At 59.8% G+C, this 22,653-nt stretch carries 24 protein-coding genes; 15 read left to right on the top strand and 9 right to left on the bottom strand.

The genetic code is table 11. From position 1 onward, the window contains the following. Positions 1 to 8: 8 nt before the first annotated feature. Entirely contained in the window at positions 9 to 1,325 is a 1,317-nt protein-coding gene (locus J3361_RS10025) for a nucleotide sugar dehydrogenase (RefSeq protein WP_024617609.1), read from the bottom strand. 471 nt (positions 1,326 to 1,796) lie between these two features. On the opposite strand from J3361_RS10025, the gene J3361_RS10020 reads away from it, so the two are divergent. After that, positions 1,797 to 2,051, top strand: coding sequence for a hypothetical protein (locus J3361_RS10020; protein ID WP_207964249.1), 255 nt, complete (start codon positions 1,797 to 1,799; stop codon positions 2,049 to 2,051). Between the two features lie 84 nt (positions 2,052 to 2,135). On the opposite strand, the gene yaaA is transcribed toward J3361_RS10020, so the two are convergent. Then, positions 2,136 to 2,915 (bottom strand): peroxide stress protein YaaA, encoded by a 780-nt coding sequence (yaaA, locus tag J3361_RS10015; protein ID WP_207964248.1) that lies wholly within the window; start codon positions 2,913 to 2,915, stop codon positions 2,136 to 2,138. A gap of 300 nt (positions 2,916 to 3,215) precedes the next feature. Between yaaA and J3361_RS10010 the strand changes: the two genes are divergently transcribed. The 6 genes from J3361_RS10010 to J3361_RS09985 all read left to right on the top strand — a co-directional run bounded on the left by J3361_RS10010 (position 3,216) and on the right by J3361_RS09985 (position 8,532). After that, a complete protein-coding gene (locus tag J3361_RS10010) occupies positions 3,216 to 4,340 on the top strand; it encodes a polysaccharide deacetylase family protein (RefSeq protein WP_207964247.1) in 1,125 nt (374 codons plus the stop codon). Between the two features lie 336 nt (positions 4,341 to 4,676). Next, on the top strand, positions 4,677 to 6,071 hold the full coding sequence (locus J3361_RS10005; protein ID WP_030139644.1) for a PhoH family protein: 1,395 nt from the start codon (positions 4,677 to 4,679) through the stop codon (positions 6,069 to 6,071). A 249-nt stretch (positions 6,072 to 6,320) separates the two neighbouring features. Beyond that, positions 6,321 to 6,794: a cyclic pyranopterin monophosphate synthase MoaC gene (moaC, locus tag J3361_RS10000; protein WP_207964245.1), complete on the top strand. Its 474-nt coding sequence runs from the start codon at positions 6,321 to 6,323 to the stop codon at positions 6,792 to 6,794. Then, positions 6,791 to 7,033 carry a molybdopterin converting factor subunit 1 gene (moaD, locus tag J3361_RS09995; protein ID WP_207964244.1) on the top strand — a complete coding sequence of 81 codons (243 nt, stop codon included), beginning with the start codon at positions 6,791 to 6,793 and terminating at the stop codon, positions 7,031 to 7,033. Before moaC ends, moaD begins: the two co-directional genes overlap by 4 nt. Positions 7,034 to 7,036: 3 nt before the next feature. Further along, complete coding sequence (gene moaE / locus J3361_RS09990; protein WP_207964243.1) at positions 7,037 to 7,489, top strand: molybdopterin synthase catalytic subunit MoaE; 453 nt, start codon at positions 7,037 to 7,039, stop codon at positions 7,487 to 7,489. A 266-nt stretch (positions 7,490 to 7,755) separates the two neighbouring features. Next, entirely contained in the window at positions 7,756 to 8,532 is a 777-nt protein-coding gene (locus J3361_RS09985) for an ABC transporter substrate-binding protein (protein ID WP_207964242.1), read from the top strand. Between the two features lie 127 nt (positions 8,533 to 8,659). On the opposite strand, the gene J3361_RS09980 is transcribed toward J3361_RS09985, so the two are convergent. The 5 genes from J3361_RS09980 to J3361_RS09960 form a co-directional block, all read right to left on the bottom strand. Beyond that, entirely contained in the window at positions 8,660 to 9,286 is a 627-nt protein-coding gene (locus tag J3361_RS09980) for a transcriptional regulator (RefSeq protein ID WP_207964241.1), read from the bottom strand. Between the two features lie 89 nt (positions 9,287 to 9,375). Beyond that, entirely contained in the window at positions 9,376 to 10,503 is a 1,128-nt protein-coding gene (locus J3361_RS09975) for an FAD-binding oxidoreductase (protein WP_207964240.1), read from the bottom strand. Positions 10,504 to 10,649: 146 nt separating this feature from the next. Then, a complete protein-coding gene (locus J3361_RS09970; RefSeq protein WP_207964239.1) occupies positions 10,650 to 11,600 on the bottom strand; it encodes an ornithine cyclodeaminase family protein in 951 nt (316 codons plus the stop codon). Positions 11,601 to 11,727: 127 nt separating this feature from the next. Beyond that, positions 11,728 to 13,191: an ATP-dependent RNA helicase RhlB gene (gene rhlB, locus J3361_RS09965; protein ID WP_207964237.1), complete on the bottom strand. Its 1,464-nt coding sequence runs from the start codon at positions 13,189 to 13,191 to the stop codon at positions 11,728 to 11,730. 98 nt (positions 13,192 to 13,289) lie between these two features. After that, positions 13,290 to 13,946 carry an alpha/beta hydrolase gene (locus J3361_RS09960; protein ID WP_207964235.1) on the bottom strand — a complete coding sequence of 219 codons (657 nt, stop codon included), beginning with the start codon at positions 13,944 to 13,946 and terminating at the stop codon, positions 13,290 to 13,292. A 473-nt stretch (positions 13,947 to 14,419) separates the two neighbouring features. Between J3361_RS09960 and J3361_RS09955 the strand changes: the two genes are divergently transcribed. The 4 genes from J3361_RS09955 (at position 14,420) to J3361_RS09940 (ending at position 18,582) form a co-directional block, all read left to right on the top strand. Next, positions 14,420 to 15,451 carry an amino acid ABC transporter substrate-binding protein gene (locus J3361_RS09955; protein ID WP_207964234.1) on the top strand — a complete coding sequence of 344 codons (1,032 nt, stop codon included), beginning with the start codon at positions 14,420 to 14,422 and terminating at the stop codon, positions 15,449 to 15,451. Positions 15,452 to 15,516: 65 nt separating this feature from the next. Beyond that, the gene (locus J3361_RS09950) at positions 15,517 to 16,698 is read left to right on the top strand and encodes an amino acid ABC transporter permease (RefSeq protein WP_207964233.1); all 1,182 of its coding nucleotides are present in this window, start codon (positions 15,517 to 15,519) and stop codon (positions 16,696 to 16,698) included. 10 nt (positions 16,699 to 16,708) lie between these two features. Continuing rightward, positions 16,709 to 17,806 carry an amino acid ABC transporter permease gene (locus tag J3361_RS09945; protein WP_207964232.1) on the top strand — a complete coding sequence of 366 codons (1,098 nt, stop codon included), beginning with the start codon at positions 16,709 to 16,711 and terminating at the stop codon, positions 17,804 to 17,806. An 11-nt stretch (positions 17,807 to 17,817) separates the two neighbouring features. Further along, positions 17,818 to 18,582, top strand: coding sequence for an amino acid ABC transporter ATP-binding protein (locus J3361_RS09940; protein WP_003178331.1), 765 nt, complete (start codon positions 17,818 to 17,820; stop codon positions 18,580 to 18,582). Between the two features lie 225 nt (positions 18,583 to 18,807). Here J3361_RS09940 and J3361_RS09935 read toward each other — a convergent pair whose 3' ends face one another. Further along, a complete protein-coding gene (locus J3361_RS09935; protein ID WP_207964231.1) occupies positions 18,808 to 19,290 on the bottom strand; it encodes a type II TA system antitoxin MqsA family protein in 483 nt (160 codons plus the stop codon). Next, positions 19,287 to 19,598, bottom strand: a complete 312-nt coding sequence (locus tag J3361_RS09930; protein WP_207964230.1) for a type II toxin-antitoxin system MqsR family toxin — start codon at positions 19,596 to 19,598, stop codon at positions 19,287 to 19,289. The genes J3361_RS09935 and J3361_RS09930 overlap by 4 nt, the downstream gene beginning before the upstream one ends. Positions 19,599 to 19,755: 157 nt before the next feature. On the opposite strand from J3361_RS09930, the gene J3361_RS09925 reads away from it, so the two are divergent. The 4 genes from J3361_RS09925 (at position 19,756) to J3361_RS09910 (ending at position 22,652) form a co-directional block, all read left to right on the top strand. Beyond that, entirely contained in the window at positions 19,756 to 20,412 is a 657-nt protein-coding gene (locus J3361_RS09925) for a FadR/GntR family transcriptional regulator (protein ID WP_207964228.1), read from the top strand. 13 nt (positions 20,413 to 20,425) lie between these two features. Continuing rightward, positions 20,426 to 21,730 (top strand): CynX/NimT family MFS transporter, encoded by a 1,305-nt coding sequence (locus J3361_RS09920; protein WP_243458817.1) that lies wholly within the window; start codon positions 20,426 to 20,428, stop codon positions 21,728 to 21,730. A gap of 87 nt (positions 21,731 to 21,817) precedes the next feature. Beyond that, positions 21,818 to 22,288 carry a nuclear transport factor 2 family protein gene (locus J3361_RS09915; protein ID WP_207964224.1) on the top strand — a complete coding sequence of 157 codons (471 nt, stop codon included), beginning with the start codon at positions 21,818 to 21,820 and terminating at the stop codon, positions 22,286 to 22,288. Positions 22,289 to 22,328: 40 nt separating this feature from the next. After that, complete coding sequence (locus tag J3361_RS09910; protein ID WP_207964223.1) at positions 22,329 to 22,652, top strand: GIY-YIG nuclease family protein; 324 nt, start codon at positions 22,329 to 22,331, stop codon at positions 22,650 to 22,652. Position 22,653 lies beyond the last annotated feature (1 nt).

Here is a 22,653-nt window from a genome sequence, read left to right as displayed (position 1 = left end):
CGGCTGCCTTACCAGCAGATGCCTTCGGTCCGGCCACTCGGGTTGGTGGCCTTGGACATGAAGCCGACCAGGTCGATGACCTGCTTGCCTTCCGGTACGTTCTCGGTCAGCGCGCGGAACTTCTCGTCGCGGTTACCCAGGATGATGATGTCGGAGCTGTCGATCACCGAGTCGAAGTCGGCGTTGAGCAAGGACGAGACGTGAGGAATCTTCGACTCGATGTAATCCTTGTTCGCACCGTGGACGCGGGCGTATTCGACGTTGCTGTCGTAGATCTTCAGGTCGAAGCCCTTGCCGATCAGCATTTCCGCCAGTTCTACCAACGGGCTTTCACGCAGGTCGTCGGTGCCGGCCTTGAAGCTCAGGCCCAGCAGGGCGACTTTGCGCTTGTCGTGGCTGGAAACGATGTCGAAGGCGTTCTGCACCTGGGACTCGTTGCTGCGCATCAGCGAGTTGAGCAGCGGCGCTTCCACGTCCAGGGAACCGGCGCGGTAGGTCAGGGCGCGAACATCTTTCGGCAGGCACGAGCCGCCGAAAGCGAAGCCTGGACGCATGTAGTACTGGGACAGGTTCAGGGTCTTGTCCTGGCAGACCACGTCCATCACTTCACGACCGTCGACGCCGACGGCCTTGGCGATGTTGCCGATCTCGTTGGCGAAGGTCACCTTGGTGGCGTGCCATACGTTGCAGGTGTACTTGATCATCTCGGCGACAGCGATGTCCTTGCGGATGATCGGCGCGTCGAGCTCTTCGTACAGCGACTGCAGAACGTCACCGGAAGCGGTGTCGAACTCACCGATCACGGTCATTGGCGGCTGGTCGTAGTCCTTGATCGCGGTGCTTTCGCGCAGGAACTCAGGGTTGACCGCGACACCGAAATCGACGCCGGCTTTCTTGCCGGAGCAGTCTTCCAGGATCGGGATGACAACGTTTGCCACGGTGCCCGGCAATACGGTGCTGCGAACCACGATGGTGTGGCGGGTGGTCTTGTCACGCAGGACAAAACCGATCTCGCGGCACACGGCCTCGATGTAGTTCAGTTCCAGGTCGCCGTTCTTCTTGCTCGGTGTACCGACGCAAATCATCGACAGGTCAGTATCACGAATGGCTTCGGCGAAGTTGGTTGTACCGCGCAGTCGGCCTGTTTGAATGCCTTGCGCCAATAGCTCGCCAAGACCAGGTTCAACGATCGGCGATTTGCCCGCGTTGATCATGTCGATTTTGTCTTTGGCGACATCTACGCCAACTACATCATGGCCCCGTGCAGACAGGCAACCGGCACATACTGCACCGACGTAACCCAAACCAAATATGCTAATGCGCATCGCATTTACCTCTGTTTTTCACGCCATTGAATGGCCGGAGTTAATAGTGTTCAGCGGTCATCGTGCACTCGGAAGTGTGGAATGCAGGCGCCACAGTGCCGTGTGCAGGCATACTAAGTTCCGAGTGTCTAAATAATTGCACTCAAGTTGTGCGCAAAGCGGCCTAGTTGTTATGACCTGCCCTGTTATGCAGCCAGTCCTCGTTGTCGGGAACGCTCGTGCAAAGGTTCTTTACTTCCGATCCCTGGCAAAAAGCCCACAAAATCAGAAGCTTGTGTGCTCGGGTGAGCACGTTATAGGGGCGCAGCCTTGGCCTTGTAGGGGATAGTAATGGTGCGTTATCTCCCATCCTTTAAGGGTGGATCCAATTAGACGACCGTTTCGCTAAGTTGTCGTGACAACTTGGTTAATCCGTTCGACGTCCTGTGTAAGTTATCTCCTACAGATCTGCGAAGAATCGTTACGGGTGGTATGAGCCGTGCAATTTCACATAGTTCCGATCCGCTCATCGCGATTTTCGAAATTTTTCGAAATATTATCGAAGATGGCACTGCTCTCAAGATGATGGCACTTGCCATTTTGGCCTTTATAAATGGGGAGTTAACAAGCCGAGATATTTTTGTGCCACTACCGATGAAAAAAATCGGTGCCACTACGCAAAAAACTGACGAGTGTCGAGTGAAAGAAAAGTTAGCGGGGGAGTGGGGCGATTTATTGGCGCCATGAAACTGGCGAAACAGGTGAGGAACTAAGATGACAGATCGGGGCTTGATCGAAGCCCCCGATCAGAGAGCGATATAAAGTGATGCTTTATTCGGGGGCGTGATCGCGCAGGAACACTAATTTGTTCTGGCTCGACTGTTGTGCGTTGAAACGGTAGCCCTGTACATCGAATTGGCTGAGTGCCGCAGGGTCGTTGATCCGTTCCTCGATCACGAAACGACTCATCAGGCCCCGGGCTTTCTTGGCGTAGAAGCTGATGATTTTGTACTGGCCATTTTTCAGGTCGCGGAATTCGGTATCGATGACGCGCGCTTTCAGTGCGCTGCGCTTGACCGCCGAGAAGTATTCGTTGGACGCCAGGTTCAGCAGTACGTCGTCGCCCTGGTCGGCCAGGGCTTCGTTCAGCCATTCGCTGATGCGCGTGCCCCAGAAGGCATACAGGTCCTTGCCCCGGGCATTGGCCAGCTTCGTGCCCATTTCCAGGCGATAGGGTTGCATCAGGTCCAGTGGCCGCAGCAGACCATAGAGGCCGGAGAGCATGCGCAAGTGTTGCTGGGCATAGTCGAAATCGGCTTCGCCAAGGCTTTGCGCATCGAGGCCGGTGTACACGTCGCCCTTGAACGCCAGCAGCGCCTGCTTGGCATTGGCCGGGGTGAACGCCGGTGTCCAGCTGCCGAATCGCGCGGCATTGAGGCCGCCGATCTTGTCGGAGACGTGCATCAGCTCGCTGATCTGTGCCGGCGAGAATTCGCGCAGCTGTTCGATCAGTTCCTGGGAGTGATCCAGGTACTGCGGCTGAGTGAAACGCGCGGTGGCCGGCGGCGTTTCGTAATCGAGGGTCTTGGCGGGGGAAATCACCATCAGCATGCAATCGTCTCCTTGAAGGTGCGGCGATTCTAGGGGGTTGTCCGGGTGGACTCCAGCTATTGGGGTGATAGGTGATCGGTGGTGGTGGTGGTGGTGGTGGTGGTGCTTTTGTGGCGAGGGAGCTGTGGGAGCAAAGCTTGCTCGCGATGAACGATGACGCAATCTTGCAGATGGACCTTGTCGCCTGCATCGCGAGCAAGCTTTGCTCCCACAGGTCTGCTCCCAAGTCCACTGACCGCAAGGGGATTACATCAGGATCAGCTATCATGCCGCGCGGGTTTCGTTATGGAGACATCCCTTTTGCGCATTGCCCTTCTGTTATCAGCCTGGTTGTTGTGCCTGGGCGCCAGTGCCGCGCCCAACGACGTCGCGACCCTGGACCGCAGCACGTGGCCGGAACAACTCACCAGCCCGACACTGTTCGATGTGGCCTCGCGGGCCGAGATCCTGATGTTCGCCCGGGGCCTGCTGGACGTCGATGCCATGGACGAAGTCGCGCTCAAGCAATACTTGGGGTTGCGCACGGTCAACATGGCCGCGGTCGACGCGCTTCGCGCACGGCTGTGGCAGCGGCTCCTGACCAATTACAACTTTGCCCAGCGCAGTTGCGATCAGGATGCTTCTTTTTGTTACCTGGTCGAGGACATGGCCACTCTGCGGGAAGAGGCCCGCAGGTTCCATCTGGATGACAACTCTTACTACATCAAATGGGCGGCGCCGAGCCAGATTTTCCATACTCAATACCGCGATGAACTGCTGCGTAAAGCCGCGCTTTTTCCGCAAACAAGCAGTGAAGTTGCGCGTTTCGGCGATTACGAGCGTAACGGCGAAAACATGAACGATCGGCTGTTCCTGCTGACCTTCGACAGCGCCGCCAACGTGGTGCCGGACAACACCCCGTGGCTAACCGAATACCTGCGCAAAGCGAACATGAACGGCACTTTCTTCGTGCTGGGCAAGGACATCCAGGCGCGGCTGGAGGAGCGCTCGGTCAACAGCCTCCAAATGTTGTATGCGGGGCAGTGCGTGGGTGTGCAGGGCTGGGAGTTTCGTTCCCACAGCCACTGGCAGGACTGGCAAGACTCGGTCCGGCGCAGTGTCGAGCTGGTCAAAGGAAAGCTGCCCGAGAATTACGTGCCGCTGTTCCGTCCGCCTCAAGGCCAGCGTCGAAGCGATGCCGAAGGATTTTTCCGCCAGCAGGGCCTGCAAGTGGCGCTGTGGGACATCGATCCCCAGGACAGCGGCAATCGGCTCAAGCCCGAACAAAGCGCCCAGCGTGTGCTGACCCTGATGCTGTTGTGGCGTCACGGGGTGATCAATTTCAATGCCAAGCAGGATGGGGTGAAAACGGCAATGCCCTGGCTCATGACGCAGACGGCGCAGAGCGGGATCGGTTGGGCAGACTGCCAGGAGGCGTTTCGCTGAAACCGGGAAAGGCCCGGAAACATTGGGGAAGGAGGAAAATTCGGGACGCATTCATGACAACCGGACTTCCGACTTTAACGGCGCAATGGCGGTACGCCAAGGGTTATTCGTCACTCTGAAAAATAAACTTCAAAAAAGCGTCAAAGTGCTTTTTCCTGTCATGGTTTTTGGAGTATCAAGAAGTCAGACCGCCGAAACCTGCAACACAGGTGGCGTCTTCCAAGACCCAGATTGTGTGCAGTTCACCTGAACCCTCGCGGGTGAATTCGGTGGCTACCTCGAGGCGCAGCACTGTCACGGTATTGCGTCGAATGGCCCCCACATAGGTGACCGAGTATGGATGACCACGGACGTAGCCCTTCCTCCAACCAGCCAATCCTCTATGTACTCGATACCAACGTATTGATCCACGATCCAAACGCGCTCCTGAACTTCGAAGAACACCACGTTGCCCTCCCGATGACCGTGCTTGAAGAGCTGGACAAGCTCAAGAGCGGGCACCACAGCGTTGCGGCCGAATGCCGGCAGGCGATCCGCCTGATCGACAAGACCCTGGGCGATGCCTCCCCGGAAGATGTCGAACTCGGCGTGCCGATCCAGCGCGGCAAAAGTGGCCCTAAGGGCCTGCTCTCGATCCTGATGAGCAAACGCACCGAACCCAACCTGGTGCTGCCGGAACACCTGAACGACAACATCATCATCAATCAGTTGATCGACCTGCACGCGCGCAACAAGGACCAGGCCGTGGTGTTGGTGACCAAAGACATCAACATGCGCCTCAAGGCCCGCGCCTGCGGGATCGCGGCGGAGGACTACAGCACCGACCAACTGGTCGACGACGTTTCGCTGTTGCCCAACGGCTACCACACCATGACCGGCTCCTTCTGGGACCGGGTAAGCAAGGTCGAGACCCGCCAGGACCATGGTCGCACCTGGCACCAGGTGCAACTGATCGACAACCTGCCGGCGGTGCACATCAACGAATTCATCATCGACGAACAAGGCTTCGTCGGCTGGATCAAAGAAATCCAGGTCGACAAATTGCTGATCCTCGATTTGCACCAGGAACCGCTGTTGCATCAAGAGGCGTGGGGCCTCAAGCCTCGTGACATCTACCAGAGCCTGGCGCTGTTCGCCTTGCTCGATCCGGATATCCACCTGGTCAACCTGTCCGGCGCCGCCGGTTCCGGCAAGACCATCCTGGCCCTGGCCGCTGCTATCGAACAGACCATGGTCAGCAAACGCTACCGACGCATCATCGCCACCCGCAGCGTGCAGGGCCTGGACCAGGAGATCGGTTTCCTGCCCGGTACCGAAGCGGAGAAAATGGAGCCGTGGCTGGGGGCCATCACCGATAACCTCGAAGCCTTGCACATGGATGACGAAAGCACCCATGGCAGCGTCGACTACATCCTCAGCAAAGTGCCGTTGCAATTCAAATCCCTCAACTACATTCGCGGGCGCAGCTTCCAGCAGAGCCTGATCCTGATCGACGAGTGCCAGAACCTGACCCCGCACCAGATGAAAACCATCATCACCCGTGCCGGTGCCGGTTCCAAAGTGGTGTGCCTGGGTAACCTGGCGCAGATCGACACCCCGTACCTGTCCGCGACCAGCTCCGGGCTGACCTACCTGACCGAACGCTTCAAGGACTTCCCCAACGGGGTCCACATCACCCTGCAGGGCGTACCGCGCTCGATCCTGGCCGAATACGCCGAATCTCACCTGTAACCCCAGACAAGCCGGGCGACCACCAGGTCGCCCGGTTTTTTTATGGCGATACAAAACCTCCTGTGGGAGCGAGCCTGCTCGCGAATGCGGTGTGTCAGCCAAATATTTTTATCTGAAGCACCGCTTTCGCGAGCAGGCTCGCTCCCACAAAGGATCTGCAGTGTTTGCAAATTCTTAGGTGCGACAATCAGCCCTGCCGGAATCTGACCCACGGGTTTACAATCGACGCTCCTGATCAGGAGTAACCCTGTGCTGACTCATCTCGATTCCCAAGGTCGCGCCAATATGGTGGACGTGACCGACAAGGCCGTGACCTTCCGTGAGGCCACCGCCGAAGCCTTTGTGCGCATGCTGCCCGACACGCTGCAAATGATCGTCAGTGGCGGTCATCCCAAGGGTGACGTGTTCGCCGTTGCGCGCATTGCCGGCATCCAGGCGGCCAAGAAAACCAGTGACCTGATTCCGCTCTGCCACCCATTGATGCTCACCAGCGTCAAGGTCGAGCTCACTGCCGAAGGCGAGGACCGGGTGCGCATCGTCGCCCGCTGCAAACTGTCGGGGCAGACCGGCGTGGAAATGGAAGCGCTCACCGCCGCCAGCGTCGCCGCGCTGACCATCTATGACATGTGCAAGGCCGTCGACCGTGGCATGACCATCGAGGGCGTACGAGTGCTGGAGAAACTCGGCGGCAAGAGCGGCCATTTCCAGGCGGACGCGCCATGAACATCACCGTGAAGTTCTTTGCTCGCTACCGTGAAGCGCTTGGCGTGGATTCGCTCAAGGTGCAAGGCGATTTCGCCACAGTCGACGATGTGCGCGCGCTGCTCGCCCAGCGGGACGATGCCGAGGTGCTGAAGGAGCAAAACCTGATGTGTGCGCGCAACGAGGATCTGTGCCAGCTTGACGAACCATTGGCAGACGGTGACGAAGTCGCATTCTTCCCCACCGTGACCGGAGGCTGAGCCATGGCCATTCGTGTGCAAGTCGAACCGTTCGATCCGGGTGTTGAAGTCAACGCGATGCACGCGGCCAATGTCGGCGTGGGGGCGGTGGTGAGTTTTGTCGGCTACGTGCGCGACTTCAATGACGGTCTCGATGTGTCGGGGATGTTCCTGGAGCATTACCCGGGCATGACCGAAAAAGCCCTGGGCAAGATCGCCACCGAGGCCGAGCAGCGCTGGCCGCTGCTCAAGCTGGAGGTGCTGCACCGTATCGGCGCCCTGGAACCGGGCGAGCCGATTGTCTTCGTCGCGGCCGCCAGTGCCCACCGCCAGGCGGCGTTCGATGCCTGCGCCTTTGTCATGGATTACCTCAAGACCCGTGCTCCGTTCTGGAAAAAGGAAAACACCATCGACGGCCCGCGCTGGGTTGAAGGGCGGGACAGTGATCATGCGGCGGCGGATCGCTGGAAGCAGTAGGCAACCTGATATTCCGCTATCGTCGGATCGCCGCCCGGAGCAGGCTCGCTCCCACATTTGATCTGCGTGGAACACAAATGTCGTGTACGACACGGATTCCCTGTGGGAGCGAGCCTGCTCGCGAAGGGGCCGACAGCCTCCCATCACTTTCCCCTGTTTCCCCAATTGACGGTATGTACATTAAAGTCCAGTATGGATTTATAAGTACAAAACAGCCGTGCCTACCTTTCTCTGCCAAACCAACAACAACCCGCGAGAGATCGAACATGAAGAAACTCCCCCTCATCACCGGCTTGGCCTTGAGCCTGCTAGCCTCCAGCAGCCTGTTCGCCGCTGAGAAAACCCTGCGCATCGGCATCGAGGCGGCTTATCCACCGTTCGCTTCAAAGACCTCGGAAGGGAAAATCGAGGGGTTTGACTACGACATCGGCAATGCCCTCTGCGCGCAGATGCAAGTCAAATGCGAGTGGATCGAGGGTGAGTTCGACGGGCTGATTCCGTCGCTCAAGGTGAAGAAGATCGACCTGGCGCTGTCGTCCATGACCATCACCGAAGAACGCAAGAAGTCGGTGGATTTCACCCACAAGTACTACTTCACCTCATCGCGCCTGGTCATGAAGGAAGGGGCGGTGGTCGATGACCAGTACGCCAGCCTCAAGGGCAAGACTGTTGGCGTACAGCGGGCCACCACCACGGATCGTTTCGCCACGGAAGTCTTCGAGCCGAAAGGCGTGATGGTCAAGCGCTACAGCAACAACGAAGAAATCTACATGGACCTGGCGTCCGGTCGCCTGGACGCGATTTTCGCCGACACCATCCCGCTGGAAGACTTCCTGTCGATGCCCCGTGGCAAGGGCTACGCGTTCGTCGGGCCGGAGCTCAAGGACCCGAAATACGTGGGTGAGGGCGCTGGTATCGCAGTGCGTAAAGGCAATACCCAGTTGGTGGCGGACTTGAACAAGGCCATCGATGGGATTCGGGCCAATGGGGAGTATCAGAAGATCCAGGCCAAGTATTTCAAGTCGGATATCTACGGCGACTGATTGATGGCTATCGCGAGCAGGCTCGCTCCCACAGGGGATTTGTGTCGTGCACGAGATTTATGTGCAATGAGATCAAATGTGGGAGCGAGCCTGCTCGCGAAGGCGTCAAGCCAGGCGACCCAAAACCTCAGCCCTTCAACTCCTTCAAATGTTTGTACACCGTCGCCCGCCCCATGTTCAGCACATTGGCCACATAGTTGGACGCGCTCTTGCCCTTGAACGCGCCTTCGGCATGCAGCGCCAACACCAGCTCGCGTTTGTGGTCGCGGGTCAACAGGTTCAGGCTCAACTGGCGTTCGCGCATCCAGGCGTGCAGGAAAGTGTTGATCCGCTCCTGCCAGTCATCGCGAAACAGTGAATCCGGCTGGGGAATCAACTTGCCTGGCGACAGGAACAGATCCAGTGCGGCCTTGGCATTCTCGAACAGCGAAATATTCAGGTTGATGCACAGCACCGCCAACGGACGACCCTGGGCATCGCGCAGGACGCTGCTGAGGCTGCGAATCTTCTGTCCGTCCCAGTTCAGCTTTTCGTAGGGCCCGATGTTACGGTCGCTGACGTCTTCGCTGAGCATGTCTTCCAGGGACGAATCATCGCCGATTTCGCGCTTGGACAGGTTATTGGCGATGTAGTCGACCTTCTGGCTGCGCAGGTCGTGCAGCACCACTTCGGCGTGGGGGTAGAACAGTGTGGCGATGGCGTCGGCGATGGTGCGGAAGTTTTCCAGCGCCGGATCGGGTGGCGAGGCAGTCATGACAGGGCTCCAGGCAGCGTCAGCGCCCCGTGGAACAGGGGCGCGGGGGGAGTGTGCCGCAATCGTGGCGATGCGTCACCTGAGTGGGTTCATCCCAAGCGCTCGGGAGAGAGCATGGCGCTGCTCAGGCCGAAACGCGCCAGGGCTTCGGGCAACGGTTCGCCACGCACCAGCGCCGCGCTGGCCTGGCCCATGGCCGGGGAGGTCTGGATGCCGTAGCCGCCCTGGGCTGCTACCCAGAACAGCCCGGGCACCTGCGCATCGAAACCGGACAGCAGATCGCCGTCGTGGACGAAGCTGCGCAACCCGGCCCAGGTGCGGGTCGGGCGGCGAATGGTCAGGGTGGTGGCCTCTTCGATCTGGTAGATGCCCATGGCGATGTCCAGCTCTTCAGGCTGCACGTCGTGAGGTTCCACCGGGTCGGCGTTGGCCGGCGAGCCGAGGAACATGCCGGCGTCGGGCTTCATATAGAAGGATTCGTCGAGGCTCACCAGCATCGGCCAGTCGTGAATATCCACACCCTCGGGGCCGGCGAAGATGAACGCCGCACGCCGCTTGGGTTGCAGGCCCAACTTCCGGGCGCCGGCCATGTCGGCGACCTGATCAGCCCAGGCGCCGGCGGCATTGATCACGATGGGGGCGGTGAAGGTCTGGCTGGCGGTTTTCACGTGCCAATGTCCGTGGCCGTCGCGGCTCAGGCCCAACACTTCGCTGTCGGTGTGCACACTGCCGCCGCTGCGACGAATGCCGCGCAGGTAGCCTTGGTGCAGGGCATCCGTATCGATGTCGCAGGCCGTGGGGTCATAGATCGCCCCGTGGACTTTTTCCCGCCGCAGGATCGGCAGCCGCACGCAGGCTTCGTCGGCGCTGAGCAGTTGCATCTGCGGCACCGTGGCCTTGGCGCTCAGGTATTGGTTGTTCAGCTCGGCGGGGTCGCCGGTGAAGTCCACGGTCATTTCGCCCCGTGGGCTCAGCAACGGGTGCTCGCAGAAACCGGCCGGTGGCACGTCGAAAAAATCCCGGCTGGCCTGGGTCAGCGCCCGCACCTGAGGGGTGCCGTAGGCCGCGGTGTACAGCGCCGCCGAGCGTCCGGTGGAATGGTAGGCCGGGTGCGATTCCCGTTCGAGCACAATGACCCGGCCGTGGGGCGCCAGCCAGTAACCGGTGGAAGCACCGGCAATGCCGCCGCCGATGATGATGAAATCTGCTTGTGTCATGAAACGCTCCTGTCGAGCACATTGCCGGGAGTTCGCGGAACCTGTGGGAGCGGGCTTGCTCGCGAAAGCAGCGTGTCTGCCACATCAATGTTGAATGTGCTGCCGCCTTCGCGAGCAAGCCCGCTCCCACAGGGAATCGAGTTGTGTCAGTGGTGGTGCAACCGGTAAAGGGCGTTCGCCAGCGCAACATCCTCCAGCCCCAGGCCAATGGAACGGAAGAACACATGGCGTTGGTAGTCGGGGCGCGCCACGTGTTCGCTGAGCAATTCAGGCAAGTCACCGATGATGCTCGACGCTTGCCAGCCGTACTGTTCGCCGGCGATCAACATTTCACCGGCCGAACCCGGAGTGGTCTGGCGATAGTCGCAGAATACGTCCATGTCGCTGAGGCGCTGGGGCAGTATTTCGTGGGCGCGTGGGGCGTTGGTGCTAATGGAGGTGATCAGCGCCGGTTTGCCCAGGGTCTGCGGGTCGAGTACCGCTTTGGCGGACGAGGTGCAGAGCATCACCACATCGGCATCGTGCAGCGCCGCTTCGAGGGTGTCGGCGATTTGCAGGCGCGGGTCCAGGCCGGTGAGTGAGGCAAGTGCTTGCGCCGACTTGGTTTTCAGGCCAGGCGAATAGAGGCTGATGCCTTGCCAGTCGCGCAGATCCTTGACGTAGTGCACATGCGCCCGCGCCACCGCGCCGCTGCCGATGACGACCAAGCGCCTGGCGGTATGTGGGGCGAGGGCATCGACGGCGACGGCAGTGGTCGCTGCGGTGCGGGCGGTGGTCAGTTCGGCGGCATCGCACAGCAGCAGCGGTTGGCCGGTCTGCATCGACATCAGCAAGGTCCAGGCGGTCACCAATGGGCTTTGCTCGCGCACGATGTAGGGCGAGGTCTTGATCCCGTAGACCTGTTCTTCAGCCAGCACGCCCAGGTAATTGATGAAGTCCCCGGCGCCTTGGGGAAACACCACCAGTTGCTGGGGCGGCTGCACCGCTTGTCCCGCGGCGAGGTCGCGGAACAGCTTGCGCAGGATTTGCGGTAGGTCGATTTGCCCGAGCAGTTCTCTGGCCTGGGCTTGGGTCATCACATAGGGCGTGCTGGACATGGGGGCTCCGGGAAGCTGCTTATAAACTAATTTGTCCATTATGGACTTTTAGTTTAATCGAGCAATATCCAAGGCAAAAAAAAGCGCAGCCTGTCTTGGCTGCGCTTTTTTGGTGCTGTGGAGACGGTTATGGACGCTTGCGCTCAACCGGCCGCAACAGATGCGTCGGCGGAGTTTCGCAATTGATCTTTTTCCCCAGCAAGGCCTCGATGGACGGCAACTGGTAGGAGTCATCCTCCCCGGCGAAGCTGATGGAAACCCCCGCGGCGCCGGCACGACCGGTGCGGCCGATACGGTGCACGTAATCGTCCGGCACTTCCGGCAACGTGAAGTTGATCACGTGGCTGATGCCGTCGATGTGGATGCCGCGACCGGCCACATCGGTGGCAACCAGTACGCGGATCTTGCCTTCGCGGAAGCCTTCGAGGGTCTTGATGCGCTTGTGCTGGGGCACGTCGCCGGAGAGTTGGGCGGCGTTGACGCCATCACGCACCAGGCGTTCTTCGATACGCCGCACTTCGTCCTTGCGGTTGGCAAACACCATCACCCGTTCCCAACCGTTGTCGTTGACCAGGTTGTAGAGCAGCTTGTATTTGTCGGCACCGGCGACGGCGTAGATGTGTTGCTCGACGTTTTCGCTGGCGACGTTCTCGGCTTCGATCTCGACGATGGCCGGGTCGGTGGTCCACTGCTTGGCCAGGTTCATCACGTCTTCGGTGAAGGTGGCGGAAAACAACAGGGTCTGGCGTTCGCTTTTCGGTGGGGTCTGGCGAATGATCTGGCGCACTTGTGGGATGAAACCCATGTCGAGCATGCGGTCGGCTTCGTCCAGCACCATCACTTCGACCATGTCCAGGTGCACATCGCCGCGCTGGTTGAAGTCCAGCAGGCGGCCCGGGGTGGCCACCAGGATGTCGCAGTGGCGGGCTTCGAGGTGCTTGAGTTGCTTGTCGAAATCCATGCCGCCCACGAACGTCATGACGTTCAGGCCGGTGTACTTGGTCAGGTCGGCGGCGTCCTTGGCGATCTGCACCACCAGCTCACGGGTCGGCGCGATGATCAGTGCCCGCGGTTCGCCCATGTAGCGCTCCTTGGGCGGCGGGGTCTGGAGCAATTGGGTGATGATGGAGATCAGGAACGCGGCGGTCTTGCCGGTGCCGGTCTGGGCGCGACCGATGGCGTCTTTGCCGGCGAGGGTGTAACCGAGCACTTGCGCCTGGATCGGCGTGCAATAGGGGAAACCCAGGTCCTGGATGGCATGCATCAATTCAGGGGCGAGCTTGAAATCGTGGAAGCGCGTCTTGCCTTCCTGGGGTTCTACGGCGAAGTCCTCGAGTTTCCAGGCGACGACCGGTGGTTTCGGTGCGCGTTCGCGGCGCGGCCTGGGGGCTTCGTTGCGAGGTTTCTCGGGCTCGGGGGCCGTGACAGGCTGGACGACGGGTTCTTTTGTTGCCTGTGCAACAGGTGCCGCCCGGCGCGGTTGTTGCGCATCGGTATGGCTCGGGCCGTGGGTCGGCGCTGTGGGGCCAGGCGCGAGTTGCTCGGCCTCGCTTTTACCGAACATCTTCTTGAGTGCTTTGAGCACGGTCATCTCATCGATTGGTTAAGGAATGTACGCCGGCCAGTGTAATGCAAGAAACGGGCGCGGCGTAGTGGGATCGTCAAAGGACCGGCGTGGCGATTGGCCGCTTAGCGCAACCGCTCGGCCAGCCAGGTGCCGATGTCGCGAATCTCCTCGGGTAACACTTCGTGGCCCATTGGGTATTCCTGCCATGTCACGGTGACACCATGCTGCTTCAAATACTCTTTTGCGGTCCGCCCCATGGGGTTGAGTACCACTTCGTCGTATTGACCATGCAGGGCCAGGACCGGAATGCGCTGCTGGCTGGCCGACAACTGCAGTTCATCGCTGAAGGTCGGTGCATAAGTAGACAGCGCGACCACGCCGCCCAAAGGGCCCTGCCATTTCACGAAGGCGGCGTGATAAACCACCGCGCCACCTTGGGAAAATCCGGCGAGGAAAATCCGCGAGGCGTCTATTCCGCTGGCTCGCTGGGTTTCGATCAGGTCAATCACCCGTTGCGCCGAGGCTTCGAGTTGTTGTTCGTCGATGGCCCGCGCCGGGCTCAAGGCACGAATGTCGTACCAACTGGGCATGGCATAGCCGCCGTTGATCGTTACGGGTTGGGTCGGGGCTTGGGGTAGAACGAAACGTGTGGTGAGCAGGCTTTGCTGCAACATTTCGGCGACCGGCAGGAAATCAAAACGATCGGCGCCCAGGCCGTGGAGCCAGATAACGCACGCGTCAACGGTGCCGCTGGGCTCGAGAATCAAGGGGTCGGTCATGGTTGTGCTCCAAATCTGTGCGGGTGCGCCCAATCAGTGCGTGATTACGGTGCGCTTCCGGTGTCTCAGTTAATTAGATGTCGCAAAGTTGAAAGTTTTTGTCTTGACGTGTTTTACATGGCCTAAGCGCAGCGGTCTGGTACGGGCTTTGCTATGGGGTACCTGAGTGATGATTTCTTAGGTTGCGCGGTAACACTATCAGTTAGACGCGCCGCATGGGATATCAGAAATCCGGTGATGAATGTTCGCCAATAGCCGCTACGGGCTTCGCGAACGTGAAGGGCTACAGCCCGTTCGGCCGATTGGTGAGAGATGGGCATGACCACTGTTTACGGACATCCTCATTAGTAGACCCATAGCGAAGGTCCAGACGTCGGTTGACCCTAAAAAAAGCCAACAAGGGTCGGCAATGCCTCAAAAGGGTGCGACAGGGCTCGAGCTCCGACACAACAAGAGCAAAACTGGAGGTTTGAATGAAGTTACTGAAATCCACCCTGGCAGTCGTGACTGCAGCAGCAGTTCTCGGTGTCAGCGGGTTCGCTCAGGCGGGTGCAACCCTGGATGCCGTGCAGAAGAAAGGTTTTGTGCAGTGCGGCGTGAGCGATGGCCTGCCGGGTTTCTCGGTGCCTGATGCCTCGGGCAAGATCCTGGGTATCGACGCTGACTTCTGTCGTGCCGTGGCCGCTGCCGTATTCGGCGACGCGAACAAGGTTAAATTCAGCCAGTTGAACGCCAAGGAGCGTTTCACCGCTCTGCAGTCCGGCGAAATCGACATCCTGTCGCGCAACACCACCATGACCAGTTCCCGTGACGCGGGCATGGGCCTGGTTTTCCCAGGCTTCATTACCTACTACGACGGCATCGGTTTCCTGGTAAACAACAAGCTGGGCGTCAAGAGCGCCAAGGAACTGGACGGTGCAACCATCTGCATCCAGGCCGGTACCACCACCGAGCTGAACGTTTCCGACTACTTCCGCGGCAACGGCCTGAAGTACACCCCGATCACCTTCGACACCTCCGACGAAAGCGCCAAGTCGCTGGAATCCGGTCGTTGCGACGTGCTGACCTCCGACAAGTCCCAACTGTTCGCCCAGCGCAGCAAGCTGGCTTCGCCGAAGGACTACGTGGTCCTGCCGGAAACCATTTCCAAGGAGCCATTGGGCCCGGTCGTGCGTAATGGCGATGAAGAATGGGCGAAAGTCGTGCGCTGGACTGGCTACGCCTTGCTCAACGCTGAAGAAGCCGGCATCACTTCGAAGAACGTCGAAGCTGAAGCCAAGGCCACCAAGAACCCTGACGTTGCCCGTATGCTCGGCGCTGACGGTGAATACGGTAAAGACCTGAAGTTGCCGAAGGACTGGGTCGTGCAGATCGTCAAGCAAGTCGGCAACTACGGCGAAATGTTCGAGCGCAACCTCGGCAAGGACACCCCGCTGCAGATCGATCGCGGTCTGAACGCTCTGTGGAACGCAGGCGGCATTCAATACGCACCACCAGTGCGCTGATGGTTCTATCACCCGGTGGGCCAACCACCGGGTGATGTTCTGTTCCATTCTTTGCGGGGCACTTCATGCAAAATTCAATCGGCGCACCTAAGCAGAGGCTCAGCCTCAGCGATCCACGAGTGCGTGCGTGGGTATTTCAGATCGTCACCATCGTGGCGGTTATTTCGCTGGGCTGGTTTCTGTTCGATAACACGCAGACCAACCTCGAGCACCGGGGCATCACGTCCGGTTTCAGCTTCCTGGAGCGTAGTGCCGGTTTTGGCATCGCTCAAACCCTGATCGACTACACCGAGGCGGACAGTTATGCCCGCGTCTTTGTCATCGGGTTGCTCAACACACTGCTGGTGACATTCATCGGCGTGATCCTGGCAACGATCCTCGGTTTCATTGTCGGTGTGGCCCGACTGTCGAAGAACTGGATCATCGCCAAAGTGGCGACCGTGTATGTGGAGGTTTTCCGCAACATCCCACCGCTGCTACAGATCCTGTTCTGGTATTTCGCGGTGTTCCTGACCATGCCGGGGCCGCGCAACAGTCATAACTTCGGCGATACCTTCTTCGTCAGCAGTCGCGGCCTCAACATGCCGGCGGCACTGGTCGCGGAAGGGTTCTGGCCGTTCGTGGCCAGTGTCGTGCTGGCAATCGTCGCCATCGTGCTGATGACCCGCTGGGCCAACAAGCGTTTCGAAGCGACCGGCGAGCCGTTCCATAAATTCTGGGTGGGCCTGGCGCTGTTCCTGGTGATCCCGGCACTGTGCGCCGCGATCTTCGGTACGCCTGTGCATTGGGAAATGCCGGAACTCAAGGGCTTCAACTTCGTCGGTGGCTGGGTATTGATCCCCGAGCTACTCGCCTTGACCCTGGCCTTGACCGTGTACACCGCGGCGTTCATCGCCGAGATCGTGCGCTCGGGCATCAAGTCCGTGAGCCATGGCCAGACCGAGGCGGCCCACTCGCTGGGCCTGCGCAACGGTCCGACGCTGCGCAAGGTGATCATCCCGCAAGCCTTGCGCGTGATCATCCCGCCGTTGACCAGCCAATACCTGAACCTGGCGAAAAACTCGTCCCTGGCCGCCGGTATCGGTTACCCGGAAATGGTTTCGCTGTTTGCTGGTACGGTGTTGAACCAGACCGGTCAGGCCATCGAGGTGATCGCGATCACCATGAGCGTGTACCTGGCGATCAGTATCAGCATTTCCTTGCTGATGAACTGGTACAACAAGCGCATTGCGCTGATCGAGCGGTGAGGAAAAGCGCATGACATCCCATACTTTCAAACCTGATATGCCGCCACCGAGCAAAGTGTTCGGGCCAGTGGCATGGATGCGCGCGAACATGTTCTCCAGCTGGCTCAACACCTTGCTGACGTTGTTCGCGTTCTACCTGATCTACCTGGTGGTGCCACCGATTCTCAGCTGGGCGATTCTCGATGCCAACTGGGTCGGCACCACTCAAGCCGACTGCACCAAGGAGGGCGCCTGCTGGGTGTTCATCCAACAGCGTTTCGGCCAGTTCATGTACGGCTATTACCCGACGGACCTGCGCTGGCGCGTAGACCTGACCGTGTGGCTGGCTGTGCTCGGTGTAGCGCCGCTGTTCATTTCGCGCTTCCCGCGCAAGGCGATCTACGGCCTGAGCTTCCTGGTGCTGTACCCGATCATTGCCTGGTGCTTGCTGCACGGCGGCGTGTTCGGCTTGGCCACGGTGGCAACCAGCCAATGGGGCGGCCTGATGCTGACCCTGGTGATCGCCACCGTCGGTATCGCCGGCGCGCTGCCACTGGGCATTGTCCTGGCCCTGGGCCGGCGCTCGAACATGCCGGCGATCCGTGTGGTCTGCGTGACGTTCATCGAGTTCTGGCGCGGTGTGCCGTTGATTACGGTGCTGTTCATGTCGTCGGTGATGCTGCCGCTGTTCCTGCCCGAAGGCATGAACTTCGACAAGCTGCTGCGGGCATTGATCGGGGTGATCCTGTTCCAGTCGGCCTATGTGGCTGAAGTGGTGCGCGGCGGTCTGCAAGCCATTCCCAAGGGGCAGTACGAAGCGGCCGCGGCGATGGGCCTGGGCTACTGGCGCAGCATGGGCCTGGTGATTTTGCCGCAAGCCTTGAAGATGGTCATCCCGGGTATCGTCAACACCTTCATTGCGTTGTTCAAGGACACGAGCCTGGTGATCATCATCGGCCTGTTCGACCTGCTCAACAGCGTGAAACAAGCTGCCGCCGACCCGAAATGGCTGGGCATGGCCACTGAAGGCTATGTGTTCGCCGCCCTGGTGTTCTGGATTTTCTGTTTTGGTATGTCCCGCTATTCCATGCATTTGGAACGCAAGCTGGACACTGGCCACAAGCGTTAGGAGCGTAGTTTATGAGTGAAGCGATCAAACAGCCTGTGAGCCCTGAAGGCATTATTCAGATGCAGGGCGTCAACAAGTGGTACGGCCAGTTCCATGTGTTGAAAGACATCAACCTGAACGTCAAGCAGGGCGAGCGTATCGTCCTGTGCGGCCCGTCGGGTTCCGGCAAATCCACGACCATTCGTTGCCTCAACCGCCTGGAAGAGCACCAGCAGGGTCGCATCGTGGTCGATGGCGTGGAGCTGACCAACGACCTCAAGCAGATCGAAGCGATCCGCCGTGAAGTCGGCATGGTGTTCCAGCATTTCAACCTGTTCCCGCACCTGACCATCCTGCAGAACTGCACCCTGGCGCCGATGTGGGTGCGCAAGATGCCCAAGCGCAAGGCCGAGGAAATCGCCATGCATTACCTGGAACGCGTACGCATTCCAGAGCAGGCGCACAAATACCCGGGCCAGCTCTCCGGCGGTCAGCAACAGCGTGTGGCCATCGCCCGTGCCCTGTGCATGAAGCCGAAAATCATGCTGTTCGACGAACCGACCTCGGCACTCGACCCCGAGATGGTGAAAGAGGTGCTGGACACCATGATCGGCCTGGCCGAAGACGGTATGACCATGCTCTGCGTGACCCACGAAATGGGCTTCGCCCGTACCGTGGCCAACCGCGTGATCTTCATGGACAAGGGTGAGATCGTCGAACAGGCTGCGCCGAACGACTTCTTCGACAACCCGCAGAACGACCGCACCAAGCTGTTCCTGAGCCAGATCCTGCATTGATCCGGCCTTAGGCAGTAAAATAACCCGGACTTGTCCGGGTAATGCCTGTCAGTTAAGCAGCAACCCTGTGGGAGCTAAGCTTGCTCGCGATTGCGGTAAGCCAGCCGACAACGATGTTGGCGACTCTGCCGCTATCGCGAGCAAGCTTAGCTCCCACAGGATTTATGTCGTTTGCTCTTAACTGACAGGCATTAGACTTGTCCGAGTTTGTTTTTTGCAGCAGACTCAGTGAGTCGTGAGGGTTTCGTGCTCTTTGTGTACCGTCGTCTTGAATCCTCTCAAGTCCGCGCCTTCAGCCAGGGTTCCTGCATCTGCAAGCAAATGCGGGTAGCGATCAAGCAGGCGCATCAGCAGCATCAACGCTTTTGGTGGCAATACCTCACCGCGCTCATAGCGGGAAAACGCGTTGTGCCCGCCACCTGACAACAGCGCTACCGCTTCTTTTTGAGAGAGATGCAGTTTGCGCCGGATGCGTTTCATTTCTTCGCCAATCATCTTCCTGGCGGCGATGACCAGTTCATCCCCCGCGTTCGTGTGACGATCCGAACAACCGGGGTCGAGTTCGACCTCGCCGCACATTTGGCATTCCCAGCCAGACAAGTCATCGACCCGGCGTTCCAGTCCCTTGACGCGCAGGGTTTCTGCGCGGCCTTCGAAATGCGACATGCCCTGCGGAGCGCCACAGCTGAAGCACTGTTGAGCTTTCATGGGGTTTTCTCCTTGAATGAGATCACCGGTGGGCCTCCGCTTGGGCGGTAGGTCACCTTGATGTAAATTTCCAGACCCTGTGAGTGGGTGTGGTAGACGTCGTGCCAGACCCGATGGTCGTCGTAGGTCGTTACGGACTTGTAGAACTGCTGGCGCTGAAGTCCACACGCAACCTCCAACATGTCCGAAACTGTCAAGCCCAGCGTCCCGGCGGTTTTTGTCGCGGTGGCGGTGAATGCCTTTCCTCCCAGCCGCTTGATATCCGCCTTGATCACGCCCAGGTCGTAATGGGGTGTGCTCTTGTTCATAAGGTCCTGTTTCAAAATTACCCTCACAGGGTAATTTTGACCAATCAATAATTTAGTTTCTTTTCCCTCCCATTGACCCTAGGCGGTTGCTGTCCTACGCGAAGCTGACTAACATGTCAGAAAATTCATCCTATGATTGGATGAAAGGGCGGGCTTCATGTCAGATATTTCTCCATTAATAAAACGCTCCCTGGTTGATCAGGCCCTGGAGCAATTGCGTAGACGAATCGGCGAGGGCGTGTGGGCTGTCGGCCAACGCTTGCCCACCGAGCCGGAATTGGTGGCGGAGCTGGGGATCAGCCGCAACACCGTGCGCGAAGCCATGCGCGTGCTGGCGTTTTCGGGGCTGATCGAGATCCGTCAGGGCGATGGCAGCTACGTACGGGCGGTGGTCGATCCGCTGGATACCCTCAAGGTGCTGTCGCGCTGTTCGCTGGAACAGGCCCGGGAGACCCGGCACATCCTGGAAGTCGAGGCCATTGGCCTGGCGGCGCTGCGGCGCACCGACGAGGATTTGCTTGCGTTGCGCCAGGCGTTGCGAACCAGCGGCGAGCATTACCACGGCGACCTGGAGCACTACATTGCCTGCGACCTGGTGTTCCACCGTCTATTGGTGGATGCCGCGCACAACCCTGCGCTGAGCGAACTCTATCGCTACTTTTCCAGCGTCATTGGCGCGCAGCTGCGCCAGAGCCTCAACATCATCCGCCATCAACATGTGTTCGACCTGCACGTCGAAATCCTCGAAGCCGTCGAATGCCAGGACCCGGAGCGGGCCAAGGCCCTTTGCCGGCAGTTGATCAATGAACCCTGAAACAGAGCTATCCATGTCCCGCGATCCGCTTGACCGCACCCCTTTGACGGCGCCCAAACGCGCCGCCGAACTCGAAGAACTGTTGATCGACGCCGAAGCCGACGACGAGCAGGCCCAACAGAGCCACCCGTTGGTGCGCCGGCCCTGGCTGTTGCTGCTTGGTCTGATCCTGGTGGCGCTGAACTTGCGCCCGGCGCTGTCGAGCATGGCGCCGCTGCTCAGCGAGGTTTCCAAAAGCCTTGGCTTATCGGCTGCGCAAGCGGGTTTGCTGACGACCCTGCCCGTGCTTTGCCTGGGGTTGTTCGCACCGCTGGCGCCTGTGCTGGCGCGACGCTTTGGCGCTGAGCGCGTCGTGCTGGGCATTTTGCTGACCCTGGCCTGCGGCATCGTCTTGCGCAGTTCGTTCGGTCAGTTCGGCTTGTTCGCCGGCAGCATCCTGGCGGGCGCCAGCATCGGCGTCATCGGGGTGCTGCTGCCCGGCATCGTCAAGCGCGACTTCGCCAAGCAGGCCGGCGCCATGACCGGTGTCTACACCATGGCGCTCTGCCTGGGCGCGGCGATGGCGGCAGGGGCGACGGTGCCGTTGAGCGAGCACCTTGGTCATGACTGGGCCTTGGGGCTGGGTTTTTGGGTGGTCCCGGCGCTACTGGCAGCGGTGTTCTGGTTGCCGCAAGTGGGCGAGAAACACGGTGCCCACCAAGTGGCGTACCGGGTTCGCGGCTTGCTGCGTGATCCGTTGGCCTGGCAAGTGACCTTGTACATGGGGCTGCAATCGTCCCTGGCCTACATCGTGTTCGGCTGGCTGCCCTCGATCCTGATTGGGCGTGGCTTGACCCCGACCCAGGCCGGGCTCGTGCTGTCCGGTTCGGTCATCGTGCAGTTGATCAGTTCGCTGGCGGCGCCCTGGCTGGCCACGCGGGGCAAGGATCAGCGCCTGGCCATCGTGATTGTCATGGTCATGTCCCTGGGCGGGTTGTTCGGTTGCCTCTACGCACCCATCGATGGCTTGTGGGGCTGGGCGATCCTGCTGGGCTTGGGGCAGGGCGCGACCTTCAGCCTGGCACTCACGCTGATCGTGTTGCGTTCGCGCGACGCCCATGTCGCCGCCAACCTGTCCAGCATGGCCCAGGGCTTTGGCTATACGCTGGCGTCGCTGGGGCCCTTCGCGGTGGGCGTGGTCCACGACTTGACCGGCGGATGGAATGCACTGGGCTGGATCTTCGGCCTGATTGGCCTGGGGGCGATCATTGCGGGCATCGGCGCAGGACGGGCGTTGTATGTGGGCGTCAGCAGCGAGAGGGTCACTGACCTTCGTTGATATCATTTTCATGGCGAATGACGATAGTCTTCCCCGCGGCGGCAGATTATCGTGCAGGCCTACTGAAACGTTTTTCGGAGCCTGTCCATGAGTGATGCCCACAACGCCTTGATCACCCGTTTTTACCAGGCCTTCCAGCGCCTGGACGCCGAAGCCATGAGCGCTTGCTACACCGACGACGTGGTGTTCAGCGATCCAGCGTTCGGCGAACTGCGCGGGCGTGATGCCGGTGACATGTGGCGCATGTTGACGACCCGGGCCAAGGACTTCTCCCTGACCTTCGATAACGTGCGCGGCGACGAACGTACCGGCGGTGCGCACTGGGTGGCGACGTACTTGTTCAGCCAGACCGGCAACATCGTGATCAACGACATCCAGGCGCGCTTCGTTTTTCGCGATGGCAAGATCTGCGAACACCACGACAGCTTCGATCTGTGGCGCTGGTCCCGCCAGGCGCTGGGCACCAAGGGCCTGCTGCTGGGCTGGACGCCGCTGGTACGCAACGCCGTCAGGGCCCAGGCGCTCAAGGGGCTGCGGGCGTTCCAGGCCAGTCGCTGATAAGATCGCGGTTTGTCTTGGCTCACCTGTTGAACATTTTGTGACGACCGTCGACTTATCCTCCGATCTGCCTGCACAAGGCACCGCCGAACCGGACAAACCCTGGTTCGTCTACCTGGTGCGGGCCGCCAATGGCTCGCTGTACTGCGGCATCAGTGATGACCCGGTGCGGCGCTTCGCCAAGCATCAAAGCGGCAAGGGCGCGCGCTTCTTCCTGTCCAGCCCGGCAGTGGCCCTGGTGTACACCGAGGCCTGTAGGGACAAGGGCGAGGCCCTGCGCCAGGAACGGCTGATCAAAAAGCTCAGGAAAAGCGCCAAGGAATGCCTGGTGGCCAGTGCGCTGTCGCTTCATCAGCCTGGCTGAT

It is taken from the genome of Pseudomonas sp. OA65 (assembly GCF_017498305.1).
GTDB classification, from domain to species: Bacteria; Pseudomonadota; Gammaproteobacteria; order Pseudomonadales; family Pseudomonadaceae; genus Aquipseudomonas; species Aquipseudomonas zanjanensis.
Note: the sequence above shows the minus strand (reverse complement) of the source record. Positions and strands in the feature narration are given on the sequence as shown.